This is a genomic window from Neisseria bacilliformis (assembly GCF_014055025.1).
GTDB classification, from domain to species: domain Bacteria; phylum Pseudomonadota; class Gammaproteobacteria; order Burkholderiales; family Neisseriaceae; genus Neisseria; species Neisseria bacilliformis.
The window spans coordinates 2,447,198-2,462,880 of sequence record NZ_CP059571.1 but is presented as its reverse complement, the minus strand read 5'-3'; the positions used below and the strand labels follow the sequence as shown (position 1 = coordinate 2,462,880).

15 protein-coding genes are annotated in these 15,683 nt (G+C 60.9%); 8 read left to right on the top strand and 7 right to left on the bottom strand.

Annotated elements, in window-relative coordinates; genetic code table 11:
- Nucleotides 1–347: 347 nt before the first annotated feature.
- Nucleotides 348–1,943: a sigma-54-dependent Fis family transcriptional regulator gene (locus H3L91_RS11995; protein WP_007341260.1), complete on the bottom strand. Its 1,596-nt coding sequence runs from the start codon at nt 1,941–1,943 to the stop codon at nt 348–350.
- 381 nt (nt 1,944–2,324) lie between these two features.
- Here H3L91_RS11995 and H3L91_RS11990 point away from each other — a divergent pair, with 381 nt between their 5' ends.
- The 3 genes from H3L91_RS11990 (at nt 2,325) to H3L91_RS11980 (ending at nt 4,649) form a co-directional block, all read left to right on the top strand.
- The gene (locus tag H3L91_RS11990; RefSeq protein WP_169310095.1) at nt 2,325–3,149 is read left to right on the top strand and encodes a factor H binding protein domain-containing protein; all 825 of its coding nucleotides are present in this window, start codon (nt 2,325–2,327) and stop codon (nt 3,147–3,149) included.
- A 130-nt stretch (nt 3,150–3,279) separates the two neighbouring features.
- Nucleotides 3,280–3,777 carry an rRNA maturation RNase YbeY gene (gene ybeY, locus H3L91_RS11985; protein WP_007341257.1) on the top strand — a complete coding sequence of 166 codons (498 nt, stop codon included), beginning with the start codon at nt 3,280–3,282 and terminating at the stop codon, nt 3,775–3,777.
- An 11-nt stretch (nt 3,778–3,788) separates the two neighbouring features.
- Nucleotides 3,789–4,649, top strand: a complete 861-nt coding sequence (locus H3L91_RS11980; protein ID WP_007341256.1) for a CorC family transporter — start codon at nt 3,789–3,791, stop codon at nt 4,647–4,649.
- A gap of 311 nt (nt 4,650–4,960) precedes the next feature.
- On the opposite strand, the gene H3L91_RS11975 is transcribed toward H3L91_RS11980, so the two are convergent.
- Together H3L91_RS11975 and H3L91_RS11970 are read right to left on the bottom strand one after the other, a co-directional pair.
- Nucleotides 4,961–6,232 carry an NAD(P)/FAD-dependent oxidoreductase gene (locus tag H3L91_RS11975; protein ID WP_007341254.1) on the bottom strand — a complete coding sequence of 424 codons (1,272 nt, stop codon included), beginning with the start codon at nt 6,230–6,232 and terminating at the stop codon, nt 4,961–4,963.
- A 124-nt stretch (nt 6,233–6,356) separates the two neighbouring features.
- Nucleotides 6,357–6,806 carry a CopD family copper resistance protein gene (locus tag H3L91_RS11970; protein WP_007341253.1) on the bottom strand — a complete coding sequence of 150 codons (450 nt, stop codon included), beginning with the start codon at nt 6,804–6,806 and terminating at the stop codon, nt 6,357–6,359.
- Nucleotides 6,807–6,918: 112 nt separating this feature from the next.
- On the opposite strand from H3L91_RS11970, the gene H3L91_RS11965 reads away from it, so the two are divergent.
- The gene (locus H3L91_RS11965; RefSeq protein ID WP_040658436.1) at nt 6,919–7,131 is read left to right on the top strand and encodes a YMGG-like glycine zipper-containing protein; all 213 of its coding nucleotides are present in this window, start codon (nt 6,919–6,921) and stop codon (nt 7,129–7,131) included.
- A gap of 72 nt (nt 7,132–7,203) precedes the next feature.
- Here the strand turns inward: H3L91_RS11965 and H3L91_RS11960 are convergent, their stop codons facing one another.
- On the bottom strand, nt 7,204–7,518 hold the full coding sequence (locus H3L91_RS11960; protein WP_007341251.1) for a hypothetical protein: 315 nt from the start codon (nt 7,516–7,518) through the stop codon (nt 7,204–7,206).
- A 4-nt stretch (nt 7,519–7,522) separates the two neighbouring features.
- Nucleotides 7,523–7,654: a hypothetical protein gene (locus H3L91_RS12520; RefSeq protein ID WP_007341250.1), complete on the bottom strand. Its 132-nt coding sequence runs from the start codon at nt 7,652–7,654 to the stop codon at nt 7,523–7,525.
- A gap of 140 nt (nt 7,655–7,794) precedes the next feature.
- Here H3L91_RS12520 and rsmA point away from each other — a divergent pair, with 140 nt between their 5' ends.
- Genes rsmA through H3L91_RS11945 form a run of 3 tightly spaced genes read left to right on the top strand, consistent with a single transcriptional unit; the run spans nt 7,795 to nt 10,169 of the window.
- Nucleotides 7,795–8,574 (top strand): 16S rRNA (adenine(1518)-N(6)/adenine(1519)-N(6))-dimethyltransferase RsmA, encoded by a 780-nt coding sequence (gene rsmA / locus H3L91_RS11955; RefSeq protein ID WP_040659233.1) that lies wholly within the window; start codon nt 7,795–7,797, stop codon nt 8,572–8,574.
- Between the two features lie 26 nt (nt 8,575–8,600).
- Complete coding sequence (locus H3L91_RS11950; RefSeq protein ID WP_007341247.1) at nt 8,601–9,326, top strand: amino acid ABC transporter ATP-binding protein; 726 nt, start codon at nt 8,601–8,603, stop codon at nt 9,324–9,326.
- A 39-nt stretch (nt 9,327–9,365) separates the two neighbouring features.
- Nucleotides 9,366–10,169, top strand: a complete 804-nt coding sequence (locus H3L91_RS11945; RefSeq protein ID WP_154647160.1) for a hypothetical protein — start codon at nt 9,366–9,368, stop codon at nt 10,167–10,169.
- 147 nt (nt 10,170–10,316) lie between these two features.
- Here the strand turns inward: H3L91_RS11945 and H3L91_RS11940 are convergent, their stop codons facing one another.
- Together H3L91_RS11940 and recG are read right to left on the bottom strand one after the other, a co-directional pair.
- Nucleotides 10,317–11,246, bottom strand: coding sequence for a M48 family metallopeptidase (locus H3L91_RS11940; protein WP_306420082.1), 930 nt, complete (start codon nt 11,244–11,246; stop codon nt 10,317–10,319).
- Between the two features lie 50 nt (nt 11,247–11,296).
- A complete protein-coding gene (gene recG / locus H3L91_RS11935) occupies nt 11,297–13,336 on the bottom strand; it encodes an ATP-dependent DNA helicase RecG (RefSeq protein WP_007341244.1) in 2,040 nt (679 codons plus the stop codon).
- A 421-nt stretch (nt 13,337–13,757) separates the two neighbouring features.
- Between recG and tldD the strand changes: the two genes are divergently transcribed.
- Nucleotides 13,758–15,248: a metalloprotease TldD gene (tldD, locus tag H3L91_RS11930; protein WP_007341242.1), complete on the top strand. Its 1,491-nt coding sequence runs from the start codon at nt 13,758–13,760 to the stop codon at nt 15,246–15,248.
- Nucleotides 15,249–15,683: the final 435 nt, after the last annotated feature.

Genomic DNA, 15,683 nt, shown 5'->3' with positions numbered 1-15,683 from the left:
CGTCGCCTTGGGGCGACGCACGCTACGTTAGCCCCTCCCTTCCGTCATTCTCGCGCAGGCGGAAATAACGGAATGAATAAGGACGGAATCAGGGTTTTGGCTGCGCCGAAGCTGCGCTTTCAGACGGCCTCTGCCGCCGAGGTGTGGTGTGTGGCACAAGCCGCGCAGGCGGTTTGTGCAATGCAATGAATCTGCACGCTTTCCGCAGCCCAGAAACCGCGTGCGTCGCTGGGGCGACACCCCCTACCTGAATATCGGAGGCCGTCTGAAAAACCGGAAAACGGTTTTTCAGACGGCCTTTTGTATGCCTGCGGGGGTATGCCTGCGGGTTTATTCGGCTGCCGCCTTTACCGCTGTTTTGCCTGTTGTTTTTTCTCTTTGTTTTTTCTGATTTTGTCCAGGCGGTAGTAGAGCTGGCGGGTGGACAGGCCGAGCATTTGCGCGGCCTGGGTTTTGTTGCCCCGGCAGTAGGCGAGGGTTTGTTCGATTTTTTCGGGGGAGTGGGAGTCGGCTTGCAGGTAGGGGCGCGGCTGGCTGCCCTGGATGGCGAAGCCGACGGCGCGGGGTTTGCCTGCGGGCGGGGCGGGGCGGGGGAGGGGGGCGGCGGACTGGCGGGTGAGGAGCTGCCAGACGGCGTTTTCGTCGGCGATGTTGCCTTTGCTTTGCACGGCGAGTTTGGTGAGGAAGCGTTCGAGTTCGTATACGTTGCCCGGCCAGGCGTAGTGTTGCAGCTGTTCGACGGCTTCGGCGGTGAGGTTGAGGTTTTTGCCGGTTTCGCGGTTGATGCGGTGCATGAGGAAGGCGGCCAGTTCGGGGATGTCGCTGCGGCGTTCGCGCAGGGAGGGGAGGCGGATGGGGACGACGTAGAGGCGGTAGTAAAGCTCGGCGTCGAAGCGGCCGTTTTCTACTTCTTCGGCCAAGTCGCGGGTGGTGGCGGTGATGATGCGCACGTTGATGTTGCGCCCGGCGGTGCTGTCGGTGCGGCAGACGGTGTTTTCCTGCAACACTTGCAGCAGGCGGTTTTGCTGTTCGGGGGGCAGGGCGGCGATTTCGTCGAAAAAGATGGTGCCGCCGTCGGCCTGTTCGAGCAGGCCGGGGGTGTCGCCGCTGCCGAAGATTTCGCGGGCGAGTTCGCCGTTTTCCCTGTTGGCGCAGCGGACTTTGATAAAGGGCTGGCCGACGCGGCGGCCGGCGGTGTGCAGGGTGCGGGCGAACATTTCTTTGCCGGTGCCGTTTTCGCCCAGCAGCAGGACGTTGGCGTTGCTGTGTGCGACGCGTTCGAGTTCGCTGACGGCGTTGAGCAGGGGGGCGGAGGAGCCGATGATGCCGTAGCGGCGGCTGTGCGATTGCAGGGTTTGTTTGAGTTTGCGGTTTTGCGTTTGCAGCTCGCGGCGGCTGGCTTCGCTGCTTTCCTGTATATAAAGGAGCTGGCCGATGAGGGTGGCGAGGATTTTCAGCAGGGAGATGTCGTCGTGCAGCGGGCGGGGGCTGTAACGGGCGCGCAGGCAGGCGAGCACGCCGAAGGTGCGGTTGTGCGCGGCCACGGGCAGGGCGATGAACATGGTTTGTTCGGCGGGGATGTCTTTGCGCAGGACGGTGCGGCCGAGAAATAGGGGGTCGGTGCGCACGTTGTCGGCGGCGATCATGTGCGACTGCTGCAAAACCGTGCCGGTGATGCCTTCGCCGGGGGCGTAAACGCCGCGCGCGACCTGTTCGGGCGACATGCCGTAGGCGTAGCGGATGGAGGCGTTTTCGTCGTGGAGGTGCTGCAACACGATGCGCCCCTGGTTGAGGCCGAAAAATTCGCTCATCAGTTGCAGCATGATTTTCAGCGCGCTGTGGTGCGCGCCGCCGTCTTTGCCGAGGTTTTGGACAACCTGTTGCAAAAGCAGCATTTCCTGCGCGCGCCAGTCGCTGCGTTCGCTTTGGTGTTTCGAGCTCATCCGTTGTTTCCGGTAATGTAAATATTCTCTCAGAACCTGTATTCGCCATTTTCACAGGCAGATTTTATGACATAAAAGCGCGGATACAAGGCAAAAAGTGCAGCAAGGTTAGGTACCTTGCGAGCATTTTTAACGCAGTAGCCGTGTTTTTATGTCATAAAATCTGCCTGTGAAAATGGCGAATACGGGTTCTTAATATTGTAAACAAAACACAGGCCGTCTGAAAGCGTGCGCTTGGGCGGGGAAACCGCGTTTTCAGACGGCCTCTGTCTGATTGTTAACATGCCCAAGATTTGACGCAGGTCAGGCCGTGCAATGGAAGTTATACGGTAATACTGCTATTATCTGCCTTTCTTTATGAGAAAAAACGAGGATTATGCCGTGGAAACTTTGAAACAAAGCCATTTTATCTGCCTTATTGCCGCAGCGGCGGCATTGTCCGCTTGCAGCAGCGCGGGCGAGGCTCTGGGCGACGCGCTCACCCCGTCTCCCGCGCCCAAAGGCCATTACCGCACGCTGAAAATCGAAGCGTCGCAATCGAACACCCTGCTGCCCGATGCCGACTCGTCCCTCACCATCACCGACAGCGAAAAACAGGGCGCAGAGCGCACGAAAACCTACCGCAGCGGCGACGGTTTCGACATGGGCAACAAACTGTTGGACAGAATCACCGAACTGGAATACGAGCGCAAAGACGGCAGCGGCAAAGTGTCCGACCGGGGCAAACTGGTGCTCTACCGGCAGGACTACTCGGCAGTGGCCGGACTGATTCCGTCTTATGTTGCCGCCAAGGGCAGCGGTTTGGAAAGCGGCAAACTGCACATCGCCGGCGCGCAGGGCGAGCACACCCGCGCCGCCGACATCCCGCAAAGCGGCGAGGCGCACTACACCGGCAGCGCGTTCGCCGAAGCCGGCTACGGCCAAAAGGACTACGGCAAACTCGATTACACCGTCAACTTCGCCACCCGCAAAGGGCGCGGCAGCATTAGCGGCCTGCCCGGCAAAAGCGACATCACGCTGGAAGAAGCCGCCCTTGCCACCCGCCCCGACAACACCACCGGCGTGGACGGCAACGCCCGCTCCGCCGACTGGGGCAGCGGTAGCTACAACGCCATCCTGTTCGGCCCGAAATACAACGAAATCGCCGGCGGCGCGTATTTCCCCGACAGCAAACAAAGCGTCGGCATGGCGGGCAAAAAACAATAGGCTGCCTTACCCGCATATGCATAGAGGCCGTCTGAAAGCTGTAAAACAGGTTTTCAGACGGCCTTAACACAAGCTGCGCCCGCCCGCGCCGTTTTCCAGTATCATCCCCCCTTTTTCCCGCAAACCCGCCATGAAACGCGCCAAACGCCACCCCTTTCAAAAAATCCTGCGCCAACGCCTCGACCTCCATTTCGACAACCAATCATCCGCCCAAGCCCCCGCCGAAAACCAATTCCGCCTCTGGATATGGCAGGCCGTCAAACGGCACTACCGCCGCGCCGAAATCTCCCTCATCCTCCTCGACGAACCCGCCGCCCGCGCCTGCAACCGCGACTACCGTGGCAAAGACTACGCCACCAACGTATTGAGCTTCGCCCTCGACGAAGGCGAAACCTGCGCCCCCCTTTCAGACGGCCTGCACGGCGACCTCGTCATCTGCCCCCAAATCGTCCTCAAAGAAGCCGCCGAACAAGGCAAAACCCCCGAGCAGCACTACGCCCACCTCACCATCCACGGCACCCTGCACCTCATGGGCTACGACCACATCGAAGACACCGAAGCCGAAGAAATGGAAACCCTTGAAACCGAATTGCTGAATCAGTTAGCATACCCCGACCCATACAAATAGGAACAAACGCAATGGACGGCAGCCCGTCGAAACCCAACCTCCTCGAACGCATCATCCACCGCCTCAGCGGCAACGCCCCCGACACCGCCGAAGGCGTGCTCGCCCTTCTGCAACAGGCGCACGAACAACAAGCCTTCGACGCCGACACCATGCAGCGGCTGGAAAAAGTCCTCGACTTCGCCGAACTCGAAGTGCGCGACGCCATGATTACCCGCTCGCAGATGAGCGTCGTCAAAGCCGGCGACAGCCTGGAACGCATCATCCCCTACATCATCGAAACCGCCCACTCCCGTTTCCCCGTCATCGACGGCGACAAAGACACCATCCTCGGCATCCTCCACGCCAAAGACCTGCTCAAATACATCGGCAGCAGCGAACCCTTCGACCTCGAAAGCCTGCTGCGCCCCGCCTGCTTCGTCCCCGAAGGCAAATCGCTCAACGCCCTCTTGAAAACCTTCCGCGAACAACGCCTGCACATGGCCATCGTCGTCGACGAATACGGTGGCACCTCCGGCCTCGTAACCTTTGAAGACGTCATCGAACAAATCATCGGCAATATCGAAGACGAATTCGACGAAGACGACTCCGCCGACAACATCTTCCCCGTATCCGCCGAACGCTGGCGCATCAACGCCGTAACCGAAATCGAAGACATCAACGCCTACTTCGGTACGGATTATTCCGGCGAAGAAGCCGACACCATCGGCGGCCTCGTCATCCAGGAACTCGGCCGCCTGCCCGTGCGCGGCGACAAAATCGCCCTGCCGCCGCTGCTGTTCACCGTCGCCCGCGCCGACCACCGCCGCCTGCACACCCTCATGGCCGTGCGCATGAAAGACAAAGAACACGGCAGGGAGCCGCACAAAGAATAAAGCGGCGCAAACAAAAAGGCCGTCTGAAAACCTTGAAAACGGTTTTTGGCTGCGCCGAAGCTGTGCTTTTAGACGGCCTTTTGCCGTTCCAATCATGCCTTCGTTTTTTGCGGATGCCGAACCTTAGGCAGGGTGTGTCGCCCCGAGGCGACGCACGCGGTTTATGCCGCACCACAAATCCGTGCCTTTCGCAAAACCGAAACCGCGTGCGCGGCTTGCGCCACACACCCTACTTACTGATGCAAACGGCAGAGGCCGTCTGAAAATGGGTTTTCAGACGGCCTCTGCGTACTTTCCTCGCGGCAAAACGGCTAGCCGTCGCGCCCGTTTTGCGCGTCGGCGGGCGGGGTGGGACGGATGATCATGCGCAGGGTTTGGTTGCGGGTGAGGAAGGCGATGCCCCAGTTGTAGGCGGCGGCGAGGCGGTTGCGGAAGGTTACGAGGGCGAGGATGTGGACGGCGACCCACACCGCCCAGGTGAGGATGCCGTGGCTGCTGCGCCCGCCGGGGAAGTCGGCGACGGCGGAGAGGCGGCCGATGATGGCCATGTCGCCCTGGTGTTTGTATGCAAAAGCTTCGCCGCCGCCGCGAATCAGGGCGCGGGCGAGGTACAGCCCCTGCGCTTTGGCGACTTGGCCGAGCTGGGGGTGGCCGTTCGGGTAGGCGGAGTCGCCTTCGACGAGGGCGCAGTCGCCGAGGGCGTACACGTTGTCCAGCCCAATGACGCGCAGTTGGCGATCGGTGCGCAGGCGGTTGCCGCGTGTGTAGCATTCGTCGGGGATGCCGTCGGTGCGCCGGGCGGTTACGCCGGCCGTCCAAATCAGGCTTTTGGCGGCGATGCTGCGGCCGCTTTCGAGGCGGACGGTGTGGCCGTCGTAGCCGGTTACGCGGTCGTTGCAGATGACGTCCGCGCCGAGGCGGTGCAGCTCGGCGGCGGTGTAGCGTTGGGCGGACGCGCTCATGGGCGGCAGCAGCACGGGGTCGGCGGTAACGAGGGTGAGGCGGCTGTGTTCGCCTTGCAGCTCGGGGTAGTCTTTGTTGAATATGTCGCGGCGCATTTCGGCGAAGATGCCGGTGAGTTCCACGCCGCTCGCGCCGCCGCCGGCGACGACGAAATGCAGGTAGGGCGCGCGCTCGGCGGGCGGCAGGGCGCAGGCGGCTTCGAGTCGGGCGAGGATGTTGTTGCGGATGGCCAGCGCGTCGCCGAGGGTTTTCATGGCGTAGGCGTGGCGTTCGATTTCTTGGTTGCCGAAGAAGTTGGGGCGGGTGCCGGTGGCGATGACGAGGAGGTCGTAGTCCACGCTCCCGCCGTGTTGCAAATAGACGCGGCACTCGGCGGAGTCGATGCGGCGCACTTCGCCCTGGCGGAAGCGGGCGTTCGGGCGGCGGTTGAACAGTTTGCGGAAGGGGTAGCTGATGTCGGAGGGCGACATGAAGCCGGCGGCCACTTGGTAAATCAGCGGCGGGAAGAAGTTGTAGTTGTTTTTGTCGATGAGGGTGATGCGGTGGTCTGCGCTTCGGGCGAGTTCGCGGGCGAGGTTCACGCCGGCAAAGCCGCCGCCGATGATGACGGTGTGTTTCATGGGAGGATCCTTGTGGGAGACGGGTATTGCGGATTATAGGCATTTGGTGGCGCGGGGGTTGGAAAAACGGCATGAGGCCGTCTGAAAACCGTTTTTCAGACGGCCTCATGCCGTTTCGCGCCCTTCACCACACCACATAAAACATCGTTTTCGCCAGCAGCACGATCAATACCATATGCGCCAGCACGGCGGCGTGGATGTAGCGCGACCAGTTTTTCGTCAGCGTGCCGCGCCGCATTTTCGTTACCGCGATGACGAAATGGACGAGTATGCTCAGCGCGATGCAGATTTTCAGCGCGAGCTGGGTGTTGAACGAGGCGGCAAAGGGCTGCGCCAGATTGGGCAGGTAGCGCAGATAGGCCATACCCGCGCCCGAGAGGAACACGCCCGCCACAATCCACGGCATCACCTTCACCGCCCGTTTCGACAAGGCCCGCTCCACCTCGCGCCGCGCCTCGCGCGACACGGCTTTGGTATGCATCACGCCCAGCACCAGCCCCTCGAAAAACACGCCGCCGACAAAGGCGATGGCGCAAAACAGGTGCACGATGTGCAGCAGCGGATAGGCAGACATAACAAACCTTTTGAAAGTTTAACTCCGGCAAACGCCCGCCAACGCGGGGCGTGTGTATTCTTACGCCGCCATTTTAGCAAACGCAATGGCGTTTTTCTACCAAGGAGTACATATGAAACCGTTATTCGTGAAAACCGCCGCCCTCATCGCCCTGACCGCCTCCCTCAGCGCGTGCAACGGTCTGACGCAGACCCAGCGCAACACCGCCACCGGCGCGGTAATCGGCGGCGTGGCCGGCAACCTGATCGGCGGCGACACCGGTTCGACACTCGGCGGCGCGGCACTCGGCGGCGTCATCGGCAGCCAGGTTCACCGCCACCGCTAAACCGCTTCCCTTTGCATCAGGCCGTCTGAAAAACGTTTTTTCAGACGGCCTTTTTGTGTTTTCATCAAGTTTTTAGGGCTGATAGGGAAACGCCAGTGCAGCCCAAGCCGCTTCGTCGGGCGGGGCGAAACCCGCGCCGGCAAGTTTGTCCGCCAGCAGTTTTCCGTATTGTTCCGGCAGCGGGCGGCCGGAAAACGCCGCCCCGCCGTAAAGCGGGTGGGCGTGCAGCAGCTTTTCCAAGGCCGCGTTCGCAAACGGGCTGCCCGCGAACAGCAGCGAATCTTCATCCCGCGTTTCAAACTTGGCGTACAAAACCAGCCGGATGAGGGCGTCGGCCTCGTTCGGCGTCAGGGCGACGGCGGCGTTTTCCATCGTGTTTTCCGCCATGTTTTCAACGCGTATGCGAAGTTTCCACGCCCGCCTTGATTTCGCCGTACAGCTCGCTGCCGCCCGAAGAAGAGGGCGCGGCGGCGCAGGCGGACAACAGCAGGGACAGGCAGAGGGTACAGAGCAGCGGTTTCATGGTGATTCCTTTCGATGGACAAAAATAGCGTTTGAGGCCGCCTGAAAAACGGCTTTGCCGATGGCGAAACTTCGCCGAAGCCGCGCTTTCAGACGGCCTTTTCGGCTACAATGCGCGACTTTACCGCAAAGCGTGCCACCATGAAAGAACACCAAGCCCGCAAGCGTTTCGGGCAGAATTTTTTGCAGGATACGCGTATCATCGCCGACATCGTCAACGCCGTGCGCCCGCAGCCGGACGACACCGTCATCGAAATCGGCCCCGGCCTCGCCGCCATCACCGCGCCGCTGGCGGCCAAACTCAACCGCCTGCACGTGGTCGAAATCGACCGCGACATCGTCGCCCGCTTAAAAAACCTGCCCTTCGCCGACAAACTCGTCATCCACGAAGGCGACGTTTTGCAGTTTGATTTCAACAGCATCGCGGGCAAAAAGAAAATCGTCGGCAACCTGCCCTACAACATCTCCACGCCGCTGCTGTTCCGCCTGAGCGAAATCGCCGACGACGTTGCCGACATGCACTTCATGCTGCAAAAAGAAGTGGTCGAACGCATGACCGCCGCCCCCGGCAGCAACGACTACGGCCGCCTCAGCGTGATGCTGCAATACTTTTTCGAGATGGAGCCGCTGATAAACGTGCCGCCCGAAGCCTTCTCGCCCGCGCCGAAAGTCGATTCCGCCGTGGTGCGCATGATCCCGCTCAAACACCGCATCGGCCGCGCCGACGATTTCGACGCTTTCGCCCGCCTGGTCAAAGCCGCCTTCCACCAGCGGCGCAAAACCATACGCAACAACCTCAAAGAGCTGGCCGCCGACGGCGACTTGCAGGCCGCCGGCATCAACCCGCAAGACCGCCCCGAACATATCGCGCCGGAAAAATACGTCGGATTAAGCAATTATCTGCTGCGGAAGGCCGTCTGAAAAAACACAACCCCATTGGAAACACCATGATCAAACTGAAAAACGTCAACAAATATTTCAAAGACCTGCATGTGGTCAACAACGTCAACCTCGAAGTGAAACAGGGCGAAGTCGTCGTCATCTGCGGCCCCTCCGGCAGCGGCAAATCCACCCTCATCCGCACCATCAACCAGCTCGAAAAAATCCAGAGCGGCGAAATCTGGGTGGACGGCATCAACGTTGCCGACCCGAAAACCGACCTCAACAAAGTGCGCACCGAAGTCGGCTTCGTCTTCCAGCACTTCAACCTCTACCCGCATCTGACCGTGCTGGAAAACATCATCCTCTCGCCCGTGCGCGTCAAAAAGCAAAAACGCGAGGAAGCCGTGCTCAAAGCCATGAGCCTGCTCGAACGCGTCGGCCTCGCCCACAAGCAGGACGCGCTGCCGGGCGAACTCTCCGGCGGCCAGCAGCAGCGCGTGGCCATCGCGCGCGGCCTGGCGATGGAGCCGGCGGTGATGCTGTTTGACGAACCCACCTCCGCCCTCGACCCCGAAATGGTCGGCGAAGTGCTGAAAGTGATGAAAGACCTCGCCCAAAGCGGCATGACCATGATGTGCGTAACCCACGAAATGGGCTTCGCCCGTGAAGTGGCCGACCGCGTGATTTTCGTCGACCACGGCCAAATCGTCGAAGACGCCCCGCCCGAAGCCTTCTTCAAAAACCCGCAAAGCGAACGCGCCAAACAGTTCCTCGCGCAGGTGATGCACTGACGTGTGCCGATAACGCAAATGCGGCACATGAAGTAGGGTATGTGGCGCAGCTACGCACGCGGTTTCAGGACGTCCGAACAACACAGACCGCGTGCGCCCACACCAAAAGGCCGTCTGAAAAACGTGTTTTACGGTTTTCAGACGGCCTCCAAACTGCCAACCGAAAGCCCCACCATGACCGTCACACTTAACAAACTCAACGTCCTGCTTCTGCTCTATGCCGCCGTTTCCGCCTGCATCTTTCAGTTTGCCCTCCCCAACCCTCCCGCTACCTGGCCGGCATGGAGCGCCCTTACCGCCTTTTGCGCCCTGCACGGCTTTATTGTGGCGCGGCGGCTGCGGCGCGGGCAGGACGCAGCGCCTGCCGGCATCGGCAGCTACCTGACCGGTTTGCTCATCGTGATCTGGCTGATGCAGGGCATGGACATCCTGATCTACGCCGATTACTACACCGCCGACTACCGCATCCCGCGCGACCAACTTTCCGCCATCGACTTTACCGTGCCCCAAGCCCCCGAATGCAGCGGCGGCAACCGCTTCAGAGTCTGCTACCTGCCTGCCACGGAAGACCTGCACCTTTACTGCCAAACGGTTGACAAAGACAGCTGCACCCGCGCCTACCGCCACGCAGGCCAAACCGCCCGCGTCCGCTACCACGGCGGCCGGCTCTACGAAATGAACGTCGGCAACACCGCCGTATACCGCTACGAAGAACAGGCCGCCGTTTTCGAGCGCGAACAGTCGCAACTGCGCCGCCAGCCGCTTGTCCTACTGCTGTTTACTCCGCCGCTGATTTGGTTTGTCCGCCGCTACAAACGGCTTGCGCGCAAACAGGAGCATTAAACCGAAGGCCGTCTGAAACCCTTTTCAGACGGCCTCTTTTCCATCTCCGATCCCACTGCGGCAACACGCCCCAGGGGCTGTTGACAATTGGTTTGCGAAGCGGATTTTGCGTCAGAAAGCCGCCGCAATACCAAATGTCGACAGCCCCTAGCCCAGCGCAAACAGCTCGCGCCCGTGCCGTTTGAGCCAGTCTTTCGCCGCCTGCGTGTGCGGCGTGTGGCGGGAAACCAGTTCCCAAAACGCCGCGCTGTGGTTCGGGTGCGGCAGGTGGCAGAGTTCGTGCACGCAGACATAGTCGGCGACGAAATCGGGCGCGCCGGCCAGCCGCCAGTTGAGCCGTATCCCCGTGCGCGCGCGGCACACGCCCCAGAAGGTTTTGGCGTCGGAGAGGGCGACGGCGGCGGGGCGCAGGTTCAGCCGCCGCGCGTGCGCCCACAGGCGCGGCGGCAGGGTTTGCGCGGCGCAGGCGTATAGCGCGTCTTTCAGCAGCCGCCTTTGTGCGGCTGCTTCAATGGGCGGCAGCAGAATCCGCCGCCCGTCAAACATCGCCGCCGCCACGCCCGCATCGGTTGCCACTTGCGCCAGCCTGCCGTGCAGCCACACCGCCTGCGGCAGGCCGTCTGAAAGGTTTTCAGACGGCCGCTCCTGCCAACGCCCCAGCGTCCGCCGCAGTGTTTCGCCGTTTTGCGCCAGCCAGTCTTGCAAGCCGCGCCGCCCCAGCCATTTGGGTGCGCTGACGCGCAGCGCGTCGGCGGCAAGCGGGCGCAGGATGATGTTTTTCTTGGCGGTAAAGCGCACGGCGATGCGCACGGGGCGGCCGTCGGGAAGGTGGTGGATGAATTCGGTCATGTTGGGTTTTCTGTTTTCATATTCGGTATTTGAGGCCGTCTGAAAAGCCGGAAACGCGTTTTCAGACGGCCTCTTGCGTTTGTGCGCCCATGTAGGTCGGATACTTGTATCCGACATTGTGCCAACGTCAAAAAAACGCCGCGCGGATTTCAGACGGCCTTTGCCGTTTTGCCAACGGTTGTCGGATTCGAGAATCCGACCTACGGGGGGGGCGGATACCGTGCGCAAACAGGCCTTCTGAAAAGGTGGAAACGCGTTTTCAGACGGCCTATTGCCGTTTACGCGCCCATGTAGGCGGCGCGGCTGGCGAGCCATCTGTCTAAATGGGCTTTGACGATGTCGGGATTCTGTTCGATTAACTGCGGGGCGATGTCGCGGGCGCGTTCCAACAGGTGCAAATCCTGTTCCAAGTTGGCGAAGCGCAGCATGGGGACGCCGCTTTGGCGTGCGCCGAGAAATTCGCCGGGGCCGCGGATGTTGAGGTCTTGGCGGGCGATTTCAAAGCCGTCGGTGTGCTCGTAAATCACTTTCAGCCGCGCTTTGGCCAGTTCGCTCAAGGGTTCGGCAAACAAAAGGACGCACACGCTTTTGGCCGCGCCGCGCCCGACGCGTCCGCGCAGTTGGTGAAGCTGCGCCAAGCCCATGCGTTCGGCGTGTTCGATCACCATCAGAGCGGCGTTGGGTACGTCTACGCCGACTTCGATCACGGTAGTGGCCACCAACACATTCAGACGGCCTGCGGCAAATTCGGCCATCACGGTGGCTTTTTCGGTGGCTTTCATGCGGCCGTGTACAAGGCCGATGTTGAGTTCGGGCAAGGCCGTCTGAAGCTGCTCCAGAGTTTCGGTGGCGGTTTGCAGCTGGAGGGTTTCGCTCTCTTCAATCAGGGGGCAGACCCAGTATGCCTGCTGCCCTTTGCGGCAGATACCCAGCAGGTAGCCTTCGACTTCGGCGCGGCGCAGGCTGTTGACGAGGCGGGTTTGGATGGGCGTGCGGCCGGGCGGGAGTTCGTCGATCAAGGACACATCGAGGTCGGCGAAAAAGCTCATGGCGAGGGTACGCGGGATGGGGGTGGCGGACATCATCAGCTGGTGTACGTCGCGGCCTTTGTTTTTGAGGGCGAGACGCTGCGCCACGCCGAAGCGGTGCTGTTCGTCCACAATCACGAGGCCGAGGTTTTGAAAGGCCACGTCGTCTTGAAACAGGGCGTGCGTGCCGACGGCGATTTTGACCAGGCCGTCTGAAAGCTGCGCTTTGGCTTCGTCTTTGGCTTTTTTGCGCTGGCTGCCCGAGAGCCATGCGATGTCGAGACCGAGCGGATCAAACCATTGTTTGAACTTGATAAAGTGCTGTTCGGCGAGGATTTCGGTGGGGGCCATCACGGCCACTTGTGCGCCGGCTTCGATGGCGGCAAGCGCGGAGAGCGCGGCAACGATGGTTTTGCCGCTGCCGACATCGCCCTGCAACAGGCGGTGCATGGGAAAGGTTTGCGCCATGTCCTGCCGGATTTCGGCAAGGGCTTTTTCTTGGGCGCAGGTAAGGGCGAAGGGCAGCGCGTTTAACAGGGGCTGCGACAGCGTGCCGTTGCCGGTCAGCGGCGCGGCCTGCCCGCTGATGCGTTTCTGCCGCGCCAGCCGCATGGAAAGCTGTTGCGCCAAAAGTTCGTCGAATTTGAGCCGCTGCCATGCGGGCAGTGCGCCGTCGGACAACTGTTGCACGCTCAGGCTCGGCGGCGGAGCGTGCAAAAGGCGCAGGCTTTCGGCCAGATGCGGCAGTTTCAGACGGCCTAACAGCGCGTCGGGCAGTGTGTCGTGCAGCGGAGTGTCGTCTAAGGCCGTCTGGATGATGCGGCGTAGGGTGGGCTGGTTCAGCCCGTTTACGGTGGGATAAACCGGCGTGAGGCTCTCGGCAAGGCCGCCGGTTTCGGCATCGCGTATTTTGGGATGAATCATCTCGTCGCCGTAAAAACCGTGTTTGATTTCGCCCACGGCGCGAATGCGTTTACCGACGGCCAGCTGCTTCTGCTGACTCGGGTAAAAATGAATAAAGCGCAAAAACAACACGTTGCCCGCGTTGTCGCCGATTTGCACAATCAGTTGTTTGCGCGGTTTGAACATGACTTCCTGATGCAGCACCGTGCCTTCCACCTGACAGGGCACGCCGACGGGCGCGTCTTGCAGCGGCATGATGTGGGTTTCGTCTTCGTAGCGCAGCGGCAGGTGCAGCACCAAATCCCAAGCGGTGTGCAGATGGAGCTTTTCCAACTTTTTGGCGGCGGTGTCGGTGATTTTGAGCTGTTTTCGGGTTTCGGGAGTCATGGGCGGCTCGAATGCGGTCGGGCAGGCGCGGATTATAGCAAGGCCGTCTGAAAACGCGGTTTCAGACGGCCTCAAAGCACAAGCCCGCAACATGCGCTGCGGGCTTGGCCGGTTCGGTTTTGAGTATCGAGGAATAAAGACTGAATCGTATAAGGAAGCCTCCGAAGTTGGTTGAAAATGACTGAAACAGCTTTGTTTAAAGGCATCGGCGCGTTACCGATGTGCGCATAATATCGCCAACAATAACAATTACCAAGACTGTAAACACATTTTTTTAGGCGTTTTATCATAACATCATGTTTTATAAAGAAAGAAAATCAGATGTTTTTAGCTTCGATCCGCATTTTCTGCCCGAGCCGCCACCTGCCGGGGGCTCGGCGATGGCGTATAATCGCGCCCGATTCCAACCGTTGCAGAAACCATGACACACAACGACCCCTCCCGCACCGTCCGCCAAGACCTCCTGGCCGCCAACGGCCTTGATGCCGAAGAACTCGCCCGCAGCCTCGCCCTCATCGGTGCGTGCCACGTCGATTACGCCGACATCTACTGCCAGCGCACCGCCTTTGAAAGCTGGCACTTGGAAGAAGGCATGGTCAAATCCGGCAGCTTCCAAATCGATCAGGGCGCGGGCGTGCGCGCCGTGTCGGGCGAAAAAACCGCCTTCGCCTACACCGACAGCCTCGACGCCGACGGCATCCGCCGCTGCGCCCAAACCGTGCGCGCCATCGGCGCGGCGGGACGGGACACGCGAATGGAAAGGCCGTCTGAAAAGTTTTCAGACGGCCTCAACGGGCGCGGCGCAAAAAACGCCCCACGCGTGCACACCGCCGCCAACCCGATACACAGCATGGACGCCGCCGCCAAAGTCGCCCTGCTGCAACGCATCGAAACCCTCGCCAAAGCCGCCGACCCGCGCATCGTGCAGGTCATGGCCGGGCTGACCTGCGAATACGACCTGATCTACATCGCCCGCCTCGACGGCCGCCACGCCGCCGACATCCGCCCGCTGGTGCGCCTGAGCGTAACCGTCATCGCCAAACAGGGCGAAAGGCGCGAAATGGGCAGCGCGGGCGGCGGCGGCCGTTACGACCTCGCCTTCTTCGACGGGCAACGGGTGCGCGGTTACGTGGACACCGCCGTCGCCCAAGCCCTCACCAACCTCGAAGCCCGCCCCGCCCCCGCCGGCGCGATGAGCGTCGTCCTTGCCGGCGGCTGGCCGGGCGTACTGCTGCACGAAGCCGTCGGCCACGGCTTGGAGGGCGATTTCAACCGCAAACAAACCAGCGCGTTCTCCGGCCGCATCGGCCAGCGCGTGGCCGCAAAAGGGGTAACCGTGATCGATCAGGGCGACATTGCCGGCCGGCGCGGCTCGCTCAACACCGACGACGAAGGCAACGAAACCCGCCGCACCGTGCTCATCGAAGACGGCATACTCGCAGGCTACATGCAGGACGAAACCAACGCCCGCCTGACGGGCGCGCAGATTACCGGCAACGGCCGCCGCGAAAGCTACGCCGCCGCCCCCATGCCGCGCATGACCAACACCTTCATGGAAAACGGCACCCACGACCCCGAAGAAATCATCGCCTCGCTCGACAAAGGCATCTACGCCGTCAACTTCGGCGGCGGACAAGTGGACATCACCAGCGGCAAATTCGTCTTCTCCGCCTCCGAAGCGTGGTGGGTGGAAAACGGCCGGCTGCAATACCCCGTCAAAGGCGCAACCATTATCGGCAACGGCCCCGAAGTGCTCAAACACGTCTCCATGATCGGCAACGACACCACCCTCGACAGCGGCATCGGCGTGTGCGGCAAAGACGGCCAAAGCGTACCCGTCGGCGTCGGCCAGCCCACCCTGCGCATCGACGCGGGACTGACCGTGGGCGGCAGCGAGGCACAGGCCGTCTGAAAACGGCGAAAGCATACAAAACATACGGTTGAGGCCGTCTGAAAAGTTTTCAGACGGCCTCTTCGTTTAAGGGAAAAAATTGATTGTGCATCATTTTTGATGCGGGGATTTTTGATGCGATGACTGGGGAGGGATGGCAGCCTGAAAGCCGCAGATTTTAACGAGGTTAAAAGTAGATTGCCGAGAAAAAACCGTTTGGTGGAAACGCCAAACGGTTTTGGTTTTTTCAGGCTGCCTTTGGGGGATTGGAAACCGCGTGCGTCGCTTGGGCGACACACCCTACAATGCAGGCTACGCTTGCTTTCTGTGTCCGATAGGTTTTCAGGCAGTCTGAAAACCGCCGATGCCGTTTTTCTATTCGAAATGGCAGATTTTTACAGGTGCAGCAGATATCCGGCAAGACCATCCGTGCAAAACGAGATATAGATTCGGAAT

Bases quoted from the DNA above. Each gene is read 5' to 3' on its own strand.
- H3L91_RS11995 (WP_007341260.1), bottom strand. From the start codon at position 1,943: ATGAGCTCGAAACACCAAAGCGAACGCAGCGACTGGCGCGCGCAGGAA.
- ybeY (WP_007341257.1), top strand. From the start codon at position 3,280: ATGAAACGCGCCAAACGCCACCCCTTTCAAAAAATCCTGCGCCAACGC.
- H3L91_RS11980 (WP_007341256.1), top strand. From the start codon at position 3,789: ATGGACGGCAGCCCGTCGAAACCCAACCTCCTCGAACGCATCATCCAC.
- H3L91_RS11975 (WP_007341254.1), bottom strand. From the start codon at position 6,232: ATGAAACACACCGTCATCATCGGCGGCGGCTTTGCCGGCGTGAACCTC.
- H3L91_RS11970 (WP_007341253.1), bottom strand. From the start codon at position 6,806: ATGTCTGCCTATCCGCTGCTGCACATCGTGCACCTGTTTTGCGCCATC.
- H3L91_RS11965 (WP_040658436.1), top strand. From the start codon at position 6,919: ATGAAACCGTTATTCGTGAAAACCGCCGCCCTCATCGCCCTGACCGCC.
- H3L91_RS11960 (WP_007341251.1), bottom strand. From the start codon at position 7,518: ATGGCGGAAAACACGATGGAAAACGCCGCCGTCGCCCTGACGCCGAAC.
- H3L91_RS12520 (WP_007341250.1), bottom strand. From the start codon at position 7,654: ATGAAACCGCTGCTCTGTACCCTCTGCCTGTCCCTGCTGTTGTCCGCC.
- rsmA (WP_040659233.1), top strand. From the start codon at position 7,795: ATGAAAGAACACCAAGCCCGCAAGCGTTTCGGGCAGAATTTTTTGCAG.
- H3L91_RS11950 (WP_007341247.1), top strand. From the start codon at position 8,601: ATGATCAAACTGAAAAACGTCAACAAATATTTCAAAGACCTGCATGTG.
- H3L91_RS11945 (WP_154647160.1), top strand. From the start codon at position 9,366: ATGTGGCGCAGCTACGCACGCGGTTTCAGGACGTCCGAACAACACAGA.
- recG (WP_007341244.1), bottom strand. From the start codon at position 13,336: ATGACTCCCGAAACCCGAAAACAGCTCAAAATCACCGACACCGCCGCC.
- tldD (WP_007341242.1), top strand. From the start codon at position 13,758: ATGACACACAACGACCCCTCCCGCACCGTCCGCCAAGACCTCCTGGCC.